This is a genomic window from Bacillus sp. NPDC094064, assembly GCF_050279585.1.
Lineage (GTDB): Bacteria > Bacillota > Bacilli > Bacillales > Bacillaceae_G > Bacillus_A.
Genome location: NZ_JBNNUI010000004.1, coordinates 40,535 through 53,406, shown reverse-complemented (window position 1 = coordinate 53,406; position 12,872 = coordinate 40,535). Strand labels below are relative to the sequence as shown.

The 12,872-nt window shown below is 36.4% G+C and carries 14 protein-coding genes; 9 read left to right on the top strand and 5 right to left on the bottom strand.

The window, feature by feature from the left end; all coding sequences use genetic code 11:
• Positions 1 to 55: 55 nt before the first annotated feature.
• The gene (locus ACQKNI_RS10810; protein WP_000042215.1) at positions 56 to 505 is read right to left on the bottom strand and encodes a YslB family protein; all 450 of its coding nucleotides are present in this window, start codon (positions 503 to 505) and stop codon (positions 56 to 58) included.
• A 300-nt stretch (positions 506 to 805) separates the two neighbouring features.
• Between ACQKNI_RS10810 and sdhC the strand changes: the two genes are divergently transcribed.
• The 4 genes from sdhC to ACQKNI_RS10790 all read left to right on the top strand — a co-directional run bounded on the left by sdhC (position 806) and on the right by ACQKNI_RS10790 (position 4,530).
• Positions 806 to 1,432, top strand: a complete 627-nt coding sequence (gene sdhC, locus ACQKNI_RS10805; protein WP_088230767.1) for a succinate dehydrogenase cytochrome B558 — start codon at positions 806 to 808, stop codon at positions 1,430 to 1,432.
• 13 nt (positions 1,433 to 1,445) lie between these two features.
• Entirely contained in the window at positions 1,446 to 3,239 is a 1,794-nt protein-coding gene (gene sdhA / locus ACQKNI_RS10800; RefSeq protein WP_061677094.1) for a succinate dehydrogenase flavoprotein subunit, read from the top strand.
• Positions 3,232 to 3,993 carry a succinate dehydrogenase iron-sulfur subunit gene (gene sdhB, locus ACQKNI_RS10795; RefSeq protein WP_088230766.1) on the top strand — a complete coding sequence of 254 codons (762 nt, stop codon included), beginning with the start codon at positions 3,232 to 3,234 and terminating at the stop codon, positions 3,991 to 3,993. Before sdhA ends, sdhB begins: the two co-directional genes overlap by 8 nt.
• 90 nt (positions 3,994 to 4,083) lie before the next feature.
• Positions 4,084 to 4,530 carry an acyl-CoA thioesterase gene (locus tag ACQKNI_RS10790; protein ID WP_088230765.1) on the top strand — a complete coding sequence of 149 codons (447 nt, stop codon included), beginning with the start codon at positions 4,084 to 4,086 and terminating at the stop codon, positions 4,528 to 4,530.
• A gap of 36 nt (positions 4,531 to 4,566) precedes the next feature.
• On the opposite strand, the gene ACQKNI_RS10785 is transcribed toward ACQKNI_RS10790, so the two are convergent.
• Entirely contained in the window at positions 4,567 to 5,346 is a 780-nt protein-coding gene (locus ACQKNI_RS10785) for a M15 family metallopeptidase (protein WP_088230764.1), read from the bottom strand.
• Positions 5,347 to 5,608: 262 nt separating this feature from the next.
• Here ACQKNI_RS10785 and motA point away from each other — a divergent pair, with 262 nt between their 5' ends.
• On the top strand, positions 5,609 to 6,403 hold the full coding sequence (motA, locus tag ACQKNI_RS10780; protein WP_088230763.1) for a flagellar motor stator protein MotA: 795 nt from the start codon (positions 5,609 to 5,611) through the stop codon (positions 6,401 to 6,403).
• A complete protein-coding gene (motB, locus tag ACQKNI_RS10775) occupies positions 6,393 to 7,178 on the top strand; it encodes a flagellar motor protein MotB (protein ID WP_088230762.1) in 786 nt (261 codons plus the stop codon). Before motA ends, motB begins: the two co-directional genes overlap by 11 nt.
• A 24-nt stretch (positions 7,179 to 7,202) precedes the next feature.
• Here motB and ACQKNI_RS10770 read toward each other — a convergent pair whose 3' ends face one another.
• Positions 7,203 to 8,030 carry a 5'-nucleotidase, lipoprotein e(P4) family gene (locus tag ACQKNI_RS10770; RefSeq protein ID WP_088230761.1) on the bottom strand — a complete coding sequence of 276 codons (828 nt, stop codon included), beginning with the start codon at positions 8,028 to 8,030 and terminating at the stop codon, positions 7,203 to 7,205.
• Between the two features lie 310 nt (positions 8,031 to 8,340).
• Here ACQKNI_RS10770 and ACQKNI_RS10765 point away from each other — a divergent pair, with 310 nt between their 5' ends.
• The 3 genes from ACQKNI_RS10765 (at position 8,341) to ACQKNI_RS10755 (ending at position 11,004) form a co-directional block, all read left to right on the top strand.
• The gene (locus ACQKNI_RS10765; protein ID WP_088230760.1) at positions 8,341 to 9,225 is read left to right on the top strand and encodes an ABC transporter ATP-binding protein; all 885 of its coding nucleotides are present in this window, start codon (positions 8,341 to 8,343) and stop codon (positions 9,223 to 9,225) included.
• A 2-nt stretch (positions 9,226 to 9,227) separates the two neighbouring features.
• A complete protein-coding gene (locus tag ACQKNI_RS10760; RefSeq protein ID WP_088230759.1) occupies positions 9,228 to 10,454 on the top strand; it encodes an ABC transporter permease in 1,227 nt (408 codons plus the stop codon).
• Between the two features lie 118 nt (positions 10,455 to 10,572).
• Entirely contained in the window at positions 10,573 to 11,004 is a 432-nt protein-coding gene (locus ACQKNI_RS10755; RefSeq protein ID WP_033691283.1) for an Rrf2 family transcriptional regulator, read from the top strand.
• A 61-nt stretch (positions 11,005 to 11,065) separates the two neighbouring features.
• Here ACQKNI_RS10755 and ACQKNI_RS10750 read toward each other — a convergent pair whose 3' ends face one another.
• Both ACQKNI_RS10750 and ACQKNI_RS10745 read right to left on the bottom strand, forming a co-directional pair.
• Complete coding sequence (locus ACQKNI_RS10750) at positions 11,066 to 11,731, bottom strand: aquaporin (RefSeq protein WP_088230758.1); 666 nt, start codon at positions 11,729 to 11,731, stop codon at positions 11,066 to 11,068.
• A 143-nt stretch (positions 11,732 to 11,874) separates the two neighbouring features.
• Positions 11,875 to 12,840, bottom strand: coding sequence for a DMT family transporter (locus ACQKNI_RS10745; RefSeq protein ID WP_098882740.1), 966 nt, complete (start codon positions 12,838 to 12,840; stop codon positions 11,875 to 11,877).
• Positions 12,841 to 12,872: the final 32 nt, after the last annotated feature.

The window sequence follows — 12,872 nt, the reverse complement described above, 5'->3', positions numbered from 1 at the left end:
ATGAAAATACAAAAAAGTCAACTAAACTTATGTGTCTAGTTGACTGCAGGAAATGCTACACTTCAATGAGATCTTTTATATCCCATTTTACAAGAAATGTAATAGAGTCTGAACGTTTTTTCTTTTCTTCGTATGACTCTGCAACGACGTTTCGTTGTTTCTGAATTTGCTCAGCAATGAATCCAGCCTCTAGTTGATACGAAGAATGTCTGTTTTGTTTTTGACGTTCAGCAATGAGTGTGCCTTTAAGTTGGAACTGCATTTCACGACGTTTATGTTCAATAATACTTAAAGTGCCCCAACCAGCTTTTTCAAAGAACTGAATAACTTCTTCAATTGTTTCTAGTGGATATTTTCTCGCAAGGTTTCTACCAGACCAGTATAAAATACCATCTAAATCGTTACCAATTAAGTCAGGTAGTAATTCTTCACGTAGCAATTCATAAGCGAAGGCATTCAATGAAACATCTTCTAAAGATGTTATATCGATTGTATTTTTACTCACAATAATCCCCTCTTTCTATAGGGATTATTATATAACATTTCACATTTATAAAAACAGATTTTTCTTTAGGAAAATCTGAATATATAAGAAGAAAAAAAGAAATGGCAAATTATATGCAAATTATGTATACGTTTTCTTGACGCTTCGACAAAAATAGGAGTAAAATGAACTTGGTATCAAATTATGCTGAAATATTTCGAATAATTTTTTCAGTTTTTCTTATGCCAATAGTGAAAAAACATTATTGTTATAAACTAATCTGAAAACAGCAGTCAAACATTCGAGGGGGGTAATGGGGACATGAAAGGCCGCGAGTATACGTTTCGTAAGTGGCACTCATTAATGGGGGTCATCCCGGTTGGTGTCTTTTTGACGCAACATTTAGTAGTAAACAACTTTGCAACAAGAGGAGCAGAGGCTTTTAACAAAGCTGCAGGCTTTATGGAGCTCCTTCCATTCCGGTATGCGCTAGAAATTTTCATCATCTTTTTACCGATACTGTACCATGCTATATATGGCTTATATATTGCATTTACAGCTAAGAACAATGCGGTATCTTATGGTTATTTCCGTAACTGGATGTTCGTCTTCCAACGAATTTCAGGTATCGTTACATTGATCTTCATTTCTTGGCACGTCTGGCAAACTCGTATTCAAGCAATGTTAGGTAAAGAGGTAAACTATGATATGATGGCAGATATTTTAAGCAATCCAGCTATGTTTGCATTCTACTTAGTTGGTGTTGTTTCAACGATTTTCCACTTTGCAAATGGCCTATGGACATTCTGCATCAGCTGGGGAATTACAGTATCTCCACGTTCACAAAGAATCTCTACTTATGTAACATTAGCTATTTTCTTAGGTCTATCTTATGTAGGTGTGAGTGCATTATTAGCGTTCATCGATCCACAGCTAGCAAACCAGTAAGGAGTGGGAGAGCATGAAAGGGAAACTTATAGTAGTCGGCGGTGGCTTGGCCGGCTTAATGGCAACGATTAAAGCGGCAGAAGCAGGAGTAAATGTTGAACTGTTCTCTTTAGTACCAGTAAAACGTTCACATTCTGTATGTGCCCAAGGTGGAATTAACGGTGCCGTAAATACGAAAGGTGAAGGGGATTCTCCATGGATCCACTTTGACGATACAATTTATGGTGGGGACTTCTTAGCGAACCAACCACCGGTTAAAGCAATGTGTGAAGCAGCACCTGGTATCATTCATTTAATGGACCGTATGGGTGTTATGTTCAACCGTACGGAAGAAGGACTTCTTGATTTCCGTCGTTTTGGTGGAACACAACATCACCGTACAGCATTTGCTGGTGCAACAACTGGACAGCAATTACTATACGCATTAGATGAGCAAGTACGTCGTCATGAAGTAGCAGGACTTGTAACGAAATATGAAGGCTGGGATTTCTTACGAGCTGTTGTTGATGATGAAGGTGTGTGCCGAGGAATCGTTGCACAAGACTTACAAACTATGGAGATTAAAAGTTTCCAAGCTGATGCCGTGATTATGGCAACAGGGGGCCCTGGTATCATCTTTGGAAAATCAACTAACTCTATTATTAATACAGGTACAGCAGCATCTGCTGTATATCAACAAGGTGCATATTATGCGAACGGTGAGTTCATTCAAATTCACCCAACGGCAATTCCTGGAGACGATAAGTTACGTCTTATGAGTGAATCTGCACGTGGTGAAGGTGGACGTGTTTGGACATATAAAGATGGTAAGCCGTGGTACTTCTTAGAAGAAAAATATCCTGCTTACGGAAACCTTGTACCTCGTGATATTGCAACGCGTGAAATCTTTGACGTTTGCGTAGAGCAAAAACTAGGTATTAACGGTGAAAATATGGTGTACTTAGATCTTTCTCATAAAGATCCGAAAGAACTAGATATTAAACTTGGTGGAATCATTGAAATCTATGAGAAATTTACAGGTGATGATCCTCGTAAACTACCAATGAAAATCTTCCCAGCTGTTCATTATTCAATGGGCGGATTATGGGTTGACTATAAGCAGATGACAAGTATTCCAGGTTTATTTGCAGCAGGTGAGTGTGATTATTCTATGCACGGTGGTAACCGCTTAGGTGCGAACTCACTATTATCAGCAATTTACGGTGGTATGGTAGCGGGACCGAACGCAATTGAATATATGAAAGGTCTTTCTAAATCATCTGATGCTGTTTCATCTACTGTATATGAGCAAAATGAATTAATCGAAACAGAGAAATTTAACAATATTTTAACGCTTGATGGTAACGAAAATGCATATGTTCTTCATAAAGAGCTTGGAGAATGGATGACAGATAACGTTACAGTAGTTCGTGAAAATAAAAAGTTATTAGAAACAGATGCGAAAATTGAAGAGTTAATGGCTCGTTACAAACGTATTAACATTAATGATACAGCAAGATGGAGTAACCAAGGTGCTTCGTTTACACGCCAACTTGCAAATATGTTTGAGTTAGCACGTGTTATTACAATTGGAGCATATAACCGTAATGAAAGCCGCGGAGCGCATTACAAACCAGAATTCCCAAATCGTGATGATGCAAACTTCTTAAAAACTACGATGGCGAAATTTGAGGGAGAAGGAAAGGCACCAGCATTCCATTACGAAGAAGTGGATGTTTCATTAATTAAACCACGTAAACGTGACTACTCCTCAAAACACGATGTAGCAGCTAAGGGTGAAGAGAAGGGGGATAAACAACATGTCTGAGAAAACAATCCGCCTCATCATTACAAGACAAGATGGACCAGATGCGCAAGCGTTTGACCAAGAGTTTGAAATTCCATATCGTCCAAATATGAATATTATTTCGGCGCTTATGGAAATTCGACGTAATCCTGTTGATTCAAAAGGGAACGAAACAACTCCGATTGCATGGGATATGAACTGTTTAGAGGAAGTATGTGGCGCATGTTCGATGGTAATTAACGGAAAACCACGTCAATCATGTACAGCTCTTATTGATCAATTAGAACAACCAATTCGCTTAAAGCCGATGAAGACATTCCCGGTTGTACGTGACTTGCAAGTTGACCGTAGTCGTATGTTTAACGCGTTAAAACGCGTTAAAGCTTGGATTCCAATCGACGGTACGTATGACTTAGGACCAGGACCGAGAATGCCAGAGAAAAAGCGTCAATGGGCTTATGAGCTTTCAAAATGTATGACATGTGGCGTTTGCTTAGAATCATGTCCGAACGTAAACAGTAAATCTGACTTTATTGGACCAGCACCGTTATCACAAGCTCGTTTATTCAACTCACATCCAACTGGTGAAATGCATAAAGCAGATCGCTTACGTGCAATTATGGGAGATGGAGGACTTGCAAACTGTGGTAACTCTCAAAACTGTGTACAATCATGTCCGAAGGGTATTCCATTAACAACTTCAATTGCGGCATTAAACCGTGATACAACAATTCAATCGTTCAAAGATTTCTTTGGTAGCGATAATAACTATTAATAAATATTGCCTCTTCAAGATGAAGAGGCAATATTTATAACTTTATTTTTCAGTTTATTCTGTTTATTAACAGAGGAAGGGGAGAGAATAATGAAGAGAATTTCTTACATTGAAGACTTCGAGAAATGGGAAAGTGGTTTTTCATTTTACAATCCTGTCAAAGTTCGTTTTGGTGAAGTAGATATGTTTGGGCATGTAAATAATGTCGTTGCTTTTACCTATTTTGAAGAGGCACGTATAGCATTGTTTAAAGAACTTGGATTTATGCAGGAATGGACGCATGAATCATCAGAAACGATGATCGTTGTTGCGGATTTACAATGTAATTTTATTAAGCAAATATATTTTGATGAACAGTTGAAGGTATATGTAAAGGCAGGGGCAGTTGGGAATTCTTCTTTAGATTTACACTATATGGTCAAAAATACAGCAGGGGAAGTTTGTTTAGTTGGACGTGGTATGATGGTTCAAGCATCGAAAAACACCGGAAGAGGCGAACCGTGGCTTGAGGAGTGGAAGAAAAAATTACTACAATGATAGAATGAAAGAAAAATAAGAGAGCAAATCGCTCTCTTATTTTTTGTCTTCCATCGCTTCTTCTAATGTTAAATGATGTTTATATATGTATGTAGCGTATGGATTACCAACGTATCGTAAGTGCCACGGTTCATATGCGTATTCTGTTGTTTCTGTTTTATCCTCTAAGTAACGAATGACAAAGCCGAATTCATGGGCATGCTCTGCAACCCATTTGCCTTCTGCTGTTTCTCCAAAGATAGGCTCTAATTGGAATTTAGCGGATTTTGAACTAATATCCATTGCTAAACCAGTTTGATGTTCACTTGTGCCAGGAATTGCACTTACTGAATCAGCTTCAGCTTTCCCTTGGCGCTTAATATATGTGTTATGTAACGATTGTTGACGTTTGTAAGAACGATAACCTGAAACTGCTGTAAGTTCTAACCCTTCTTCTTTCGCTGCTTGGAACATGTTTTCAAGCGCATCTGCAGCATCTTTACGTAATAGAGTTTTTTCTTTGTCTTTTGGACTAGTAAATGGTACGTTCGGTTTCGTTAAATCCTCTGGAATGTACCCATCTGGTAATTTACGATGTTTATTGACTAATACAAGAGCAGAATCTGGATTTGTTACAACGGAAAAATTATCATCTAGTTTCTTTGCATTATGATCAGCTTTTGGAAAAGCAGGAATCGCTTCTTTTGGGTGGTTACTATGTTTTTGACTTTCGACAGCTTTCGCCTCATTTTGTAGTGGTGATTTAGAACCAAAGTAAGCGAAAGATGTGATACCGATTACAATAGTAGCGGCAGAAATAATTATTATTTTTTTCATGATGCCTTGTAATCACAGTCCTTTCTTAATAAAATATGTATCGGTTTTATTATAAGTCTAGTTTATTGAAAAAGAAATATAAGAGTCGTAACGTAATAGAAATGCAAAGAAAATGTCAAAAAATGTGTGGAAATGTAGTGTTTTTTCATATAATTCATTTCTTATCTTTCATGAAATTCATTTTTTATGTAATATATATATAAGAAGATGTAACGATTATAGAGAATAAAGAACTTCTTGTATAGACTAGGAGTGAAAGGGAATGGATTTTGCAACAATTATTGGAATAATTTTAGGAGTAGCGGCGGTAGTAGTAGGGATGATTGTCAAGGGCGCTGACGTAATGGCCTTAGTTAATCCTGCCGCAGCATTAATTATTTTTGTTGGTACATTTGCTGCAGTATGCATAGCATTTCCGATGAATCAACTAAAAAGGATTCCAAAATTATTTAAAGTTCTTTTTGGTTCAAATAAAAATGATTTAAGTTATGAACAGTTGCTAGAATTGTTTGTTCATTGGACATCTGAAAGTAGAAAATACGGTATTCTGTCTTTAGAGCAACAATTAGATAAAATTCAAGATGAATTTCTTTTGCGTGGTATGAAATTTGTGATTGATGGTGTATCCGCGGAAGATTTAGAGCAGATTTTAGAAGCTGAATTAGAAGCAATTGAAGAGCGGCATGCAAAAGGAGCTACTATTTTTTCACAAGCGGGTACGTATGCACCTACACTAGGGGTTTTAGGTGCTGTTATTGGTCTAGTAGCTGCGCTAGGTAATTTAACTGATGTAGAAAAGTTAGGGCATGCTATTTCGGGTGCATTTATTGCAACGATTTTTGGTATTTTTTCAGGTTATATACTATGGCATCCATTTGCAAATAAGTTAAAGCAAAAATCTGCAGCTGAAATAGAGAAAAAACGTTTAATTATTGATTGCTTATTAATGTTACAAGAAGGTACATATCCATTTATAATGAAGAACCGCATTTTAGGTGCACTTTCCGCAACTGAGCGTAAAAAGCTCGAAAAAGGAGCAGAAAAAAATGCGGAGTAAAAAAAATAGAAGAAACAAAAAGAAAAAGCATGATGAGCATATTGATGAAAGTTGGCTAATTCCATATTCTGATATGTTAACGTTGTTATTTGCATTGTTCATCGTTTTATTTGCAATGAGTAGTATAGATGCAGCGAAGTTTAAACAGATGGCAGTAGCTTTTCGAAGTGAACTAGCAGGTGGAACGGGAAATAAAGAGTTTTTAAGTAATCAAAAGCCGAATGAAGAAAAAGAGTTGTCGGCAAGTAGTTTAGAGTCTGAGAAGATGAAAAAGAATGCTGAGGCTGAAGTGAAGCAGCAAGAAATGAACGAATTAAAAGCGGTACAAAAAAGTATCGATAAGTATATTGAGGAAAAGCAATTATCTTCTTCTTTTAAAACTGATTTAACAGAAAAAGGATTGAAGGTAACAATATTAGAAAATGTACTATTTGATTCAGGGAAAGCAGATGTGAAATTGGAATCGTTAAGTATGGCGAAGGAAATGTCTAACCTACTAGTTTCCACATCACCTCGTGAAATTACAGTATCTGGCCATACAGACAATGTACCTATTGCAAATGCGCAATTTGCATCGAATTGGGAATTGAGTACGCAGCGGGCAGTTAATTTCATGCAGGTATTACTGCAAAATAAAGAATTACAACCAGAAAAATTCAGTGCTGTTGGTTACGGAGAATACCGTCCCATTGCTCCAAATGATACACAAGAAGGAAAGGCGAAAAATAGACGTGTAGAAGTGTTTATTTTACCTTTAACGAGAAATATGAAATAAAGAGGATGGCGAGTGCCATCCTCTTTATTTTGTATCAAATGATTTTAAGTTGTCGCGACGGATTTTATCTTTTTCTGCATCTGATTTTTTGAAATCATAATCATATAAAGCACCTTCCCAATCACCATACATTGGATTAGGGAAAATAATGAATTTCTCACCAAATTGTGCTTTTGAATCTGCTACGGTTTGATTGCGGTCTTTTACAGTTTTTCCATCAAAACCAGTGAAATCAGATAAGTTATCACCGAAGAATAAGACAATGTCATGTGTTTGAGAAACGAGTTCACGGCGTTTTTCTTTTCCCTTTTCTTTTGGATCTTGTAGTAATATATGTTCTTTCGTTGCTTGAGGAGCACCTACACGCTCAAGGTTTTTAATTGTTGCATCTAGTTGATTCGTTTTGCGATTTGAAATGTAGTAAATATCTACACCTTTAGACTCTGTATATTTTAAGAAATCAATTGCACCTGGAAGGGCTTCCGCTTCAGCCTTATTAATCCAGTCATCCCATTTGTAAGGATAGCCTTTTCCTGTTTTTACACTCATTGCTTGATGAGGGCTGTTATCTAAAACAGTTTCATCTAAATCAAGTACGATAGCAGGTTTTTTCTCTGTCCCTTTTGCAAGAGCTACATCAAGCTTCAATTGACCAATATTGTATCCTTGATAGTAAAGTGCTTTCGTTTCGCCAGCTGTTTGATACCATAAGTCAGCCATTAATTGCTGTTCTGTTAACTTTGCTTTCTCTTCTTTCGCCATTGATTTTTCTGTTGTTCCTGAACATGCTACAAGCGATGTAGACAGAACGGCTACAGATAATAAAGTGGTAATGCCCCTCTTCATCTTCATATGTATCCTCCTTGATGTTAGAAAATCATCTTATATTATATATTAAAATATAAAAATTTTTTTATGAACATTTGCATATTGCCTTTTGTATATATGGTAGTTTGTCCTATATTAGAAAGATGAGTAAGATAATGATAGTTATTTTGACAATTATAATTGTCAAATGGTAATTTGTTATTTGCAATTTTACCTAAATAGAACAAAGATGCTGTTACATATAAGAGGATGAAGTGTAGTGCGATATTTTGTCCTGAATAAACATAGTCTTTGAAAGAGAGCGTAAACGATACTAAAGGGGAGGCTTTATACTTTGAGCTTACAAATTCAAAATTTAACGAAAAAATTTGGGGAATCAAAAGCAGTTAACGGCTTGCAAATTTCGGTACCAAAAGGTGAAGTGCTAGGATTACTTGGACGAAATGGTGCAGGGAAAACAACAACAATCAAAATGCTTCTCGGGTTATTAACGCCTAATGAAGGTTCGATTACGTGGGATGGAAAAGTATTCGGGAATAGTGGCGTAACGATTGGGTATTTACCAGAAGAAAGAGGCTTATATACAAAAAGCAGAGTAATAGATCAGTTGCGATATTTTGGTAGATTAGAAGGAATGTCGAAGAAAGGAGTAGATCTTGCTATTGATCACTGGTTAGAGCGATTAGCAATCCCGGAATATAAATTTAAAACGGCCGGAGAGCTTTCAAAAGGGAATCAGCAAAAAATCCAATTAATTGCTGCTCTTCTTCATAATCCGGAGCTTCTTATTTTAGATGAGCCATTTAGTGGACTAGATCCAGTTAATGCTGGGATGTTAGCTAGTATTATTGGAGAACAAGTAAAGAGCGGAAAGACAATTATTTTATCCAGTCATCGTATGGAGCAAGTAGAGGCTTTTTGCCAACATGTATGTATTTTGAAAAAAGGCGAAGCAGTTGTAAAAGGCCAGTTAAGTGATATTAAGAAAGAATATGGTTTCCGTAATTTAACGATTGAAGATACAGAAGAGAATGAAAAGGGATTAGAAGCTATACATGTCCCGTATGAAAAACAACAAGGCCTTCTTTATATAAAAGTACAAGATGATGCAGAAGCTCTAAACATTTTGCAACAGTTGCAAGAACAAGGTGTTAGCTTACGCCAATTTAAAATGTTAGAGCCGACGTTAAACGAAATCTTTGTAGAGAGGGCGAAGTAACGATGCGTAAATTTTCTCACGTATTTTCATTTTATTTTAGAGAAGCGTTTTTATCTAAAAAATCATTAATTACGAGTGCGATTTTATTTTTAGTTGTGTTTGGGATTTTTGCCTTTAATCATTTCACTTCTGGAAATGATAAAAATAAAGACAAAGATAAAATTGCGGTTGTAACAGAAAGTTCCACATATAAAGTAAAAAAAGAAGAGTTAACGAAGTTATTACCAACAGCAAAAATAACTGTCGGTTCAAAAGCGGATTTTGATAAAATGCATAAACAAGTAGAAGATGGCGAGCTGGATGGTTTGTTTCATATAACGGAAAAGAACGGAGCTCCAGAGGTTACGTATATGTATAATGGATTTCCAAGCCAAGGAACTTCTGCAATTATGGCAAGTTATTTAAAACAACAATATACAATGGTGACAATTGCAAAGCATAATGTTTCACCGGAAATTGCACAGCAATTGCAAACTGAAATTTCAGTGAAACAAGAAGCGATAAAAGATCGTTCTTCTTCTTTCGGAATTTCCTATTTCTTTACATTTGCTTTATATATGTTTATTGTCGCGTTTGGAAATACAATTGCAATGAATATTGCTTCAGAAAAGGCGTCACGCGTAATGGAAGTAATGCTTCCGAAAGTAAAACCGCTTACGATGATGTATGCGAAAATATTAGCAGTTGTTTCAACAGCGTTATTACAACTTGTCGTATTAGCATGTGGTTACTTGATTCCTTGGTTACTAGGTTGGGTTGATTTAGAGAATGCTTCCTTATTCGGAGTGCCAATCGACTTTACGAAATTAGATGCAAAGGTTATAAGCATGTTCCTCGTTTATTTCATTACAGGATATTTACTTTATGCGATGATGTACGCTGCTGCTGGAGCTGTTGTTTCTAAGACGGAAGATTTACAAGCTGTATCTTTCCCAGTAATGATTTTAATTATGGCTGCATTCTTCATTAGTATTAAATCATTAAGTGATCCGAATAGTACTATCGTTGTTGTAAGTTCTTACGTTCCGTTCTTTACACCGATGGTTACCTTCTCGCGTATTGTAGCTGGTGAAGCAGGCACGTTAGAAATTACGATAACATTAGTAGTCTTATTGGCAACAATTGGTGTATTAAACGCTGTTACAAGCCGCATTTACGTAAATGGTGTAATGAACTACTCAGATAAAGTGAAATTTAAAGATTTAGCAAAATTTATAAAGCGTCAATAAAGAGAGAAAAGCATGATTTTCTATTGTAATCATGCTTTTTCTTTATGTATAAATTAAAAATAGTATATAATAATAAGAGTCGTCTTTTAATAGAATGAATACGAAGGAGGGTGTGCAGATGGGAATTAGTAGTCGGTTTACAGTAGGTGTTCATATGCTAACCTTACTTGCGATAGATCGAAACTCTCGCTGTACCTCTGAATGGATTGCTGGTAGTGTGAATACAAATCCAGTTGTGATTCGTCGCATTACAGGAATGTTGAAGAGAGCAGGACTTGTTGATGTACAAGCTGGTAAAGGTGGTACGACACTTGCTCGTGATTTAGAAGAAATTACATTACTTGATGTATATAAAGCAGTGGAAGTTGTAGAAGAAGGACAGCTATTTTCCTTCCATGAAAATCCCAACATCGAATGTCCAGTAGGAGCTAATATTCAATCAGTATTAGAAATTATTTTAATGCAAGCGCAAGAAGCGATGGAAAACGTACTTGCAAACGTAACGGTAGATCAATTAGTTACAAATTTAAAGTCTAAAATTAAAGAATAAAAAAAGCGAGCCTCCTCATAATGAGGGCTCGCCTTTGTTTTATTCAGAAATATTGAAAATTCTATTTTTCAGTATTTAAAATACATTTACCTACAATAGCTGCTACGATACCACCAAGAATTGGGGCAACGATGAATACCCATAGTTGAGAAAGAGCTTCTCCACCAACAAATACAGCTGGTGCGATACTACGAGCTGGGTTAACAGATGTTCCAGTTAACGGAATACCTAATAAGTGAATTAATACTAATGTGAAACCAATTACTAGACCCGCTAAAGAAGAACTTCCTTTTTTACCTGTTACAGCCATGATAACTAAAATAAATACGAAAGTTAAAACGAACTCAACTAAAAATGCTCCAGATAAACCAAGAGTTCCGAAACCATTTTGTCCTAAATTATCTAAAGGTGTTTTAGCGGATTTTAAAATTGTTACTAACGTTGCAGTACCTAATAAACCACCTAAAATTTGAGCTAATACATAATAAAAAAGTTCCATAGCGTTCATTCTTTTATTGATGAACATAGCGATTGATACCGCTGGGTTAATGTGACATCCAGAAACTGTTCCGATGCTATATGCCATAGCGACAATAGATAGACCGAAAGCCATAGCGATTCCTAATGTTCCAATTCCTTCAATTCCGCCGCCAGTGACAGCTACTCCAGTTCCGAATAATACAAGTACAAATGTACCAATAAATTCAGCAATTGCTTTTTTTAACATAATTTACCTCCTGTTATTGCGCATGAAACGTATTATAACATAGGTTTTAGTATAAACAGCCAATGAAATACTATTCTGATAAGGCGGAATAGGGGGACAATATAAAAGGAGTATGGTTCTTTGCCACAGAACCATACTCCTTTTTATGCTGTTTTTTTCTGTTTAATGACTGGAGCAGAACGGTTTAAAATACTATTTGCAACCATTCCTAACATAATAATCATCATTCCAAGTAGGGAAAGCCCATCAGGAAATGAACCATTCAAGAAGATGATTTCACCAAGCACTGTAAAGATCATTGTACCAGCTTGTGTTGCTTCAACAGCACCAAGTAAAGCGAGATTATCTTTTGCTAAATCAGTAGCAAAGAAAAACGTCATCGTTGCAATAACACCAGAACATAATGCTAATAAAAATCCTTGCAGCATTTGGCTAGATGTTGGAATACCTGTAGTGGAAAATCCATATATAGCAAGTAGAATTGTTATAGGGAGACTTCCGATTGCCATTCCTAATACACGTTGGAATGTATCAAGGCGCCCGCCAACAAGTTCCATCATTTTTCGGTTGCCGAACGGATATAAAAAAGCGGCTAATACGACAGGTAAAAACCCTGAAATGAACTGAGTTACTGTAATGTGGCCTGCTGCAGTTGCTTGCATACAAATTACACCAAGTAAAATAAACAATGCTACATATAAACTGCGAAGTGGAATTTTTCCACGTACAAGTTTTGTACCTGATTGCGTTTCTACTTTAACGAAAAATAGTGGTGATAGTAGTAAACCTGCTAATATAGTAACTTGCCAAGTTCCAGCAACGAGCCAAGCTGGAGAAAAGACAGCTGCGAAACTTAATAAAGAATAGAAACCAATACCTGCAACGGAGCCCCATCCGATCCATGCAAATGGATGTTTTTTTAATTCTGTCCATAAATCCCCTAAGTTTTTGCGAAATAAAACGATAAGGAATAAAATAGGGAGAGCGAATAAAAAGCGGAAGGAAGCAGTCCAAGCCCAGCTTGTTCCAGATACATTCATCGCTCTATTAATAATAAAGGTTGCGGAAAAGAAGGCTGATGATAAAAGTCCTAATAATATTGCGCGCATGAAGTAAGCACTCCTTTCAAAAATAAATAATT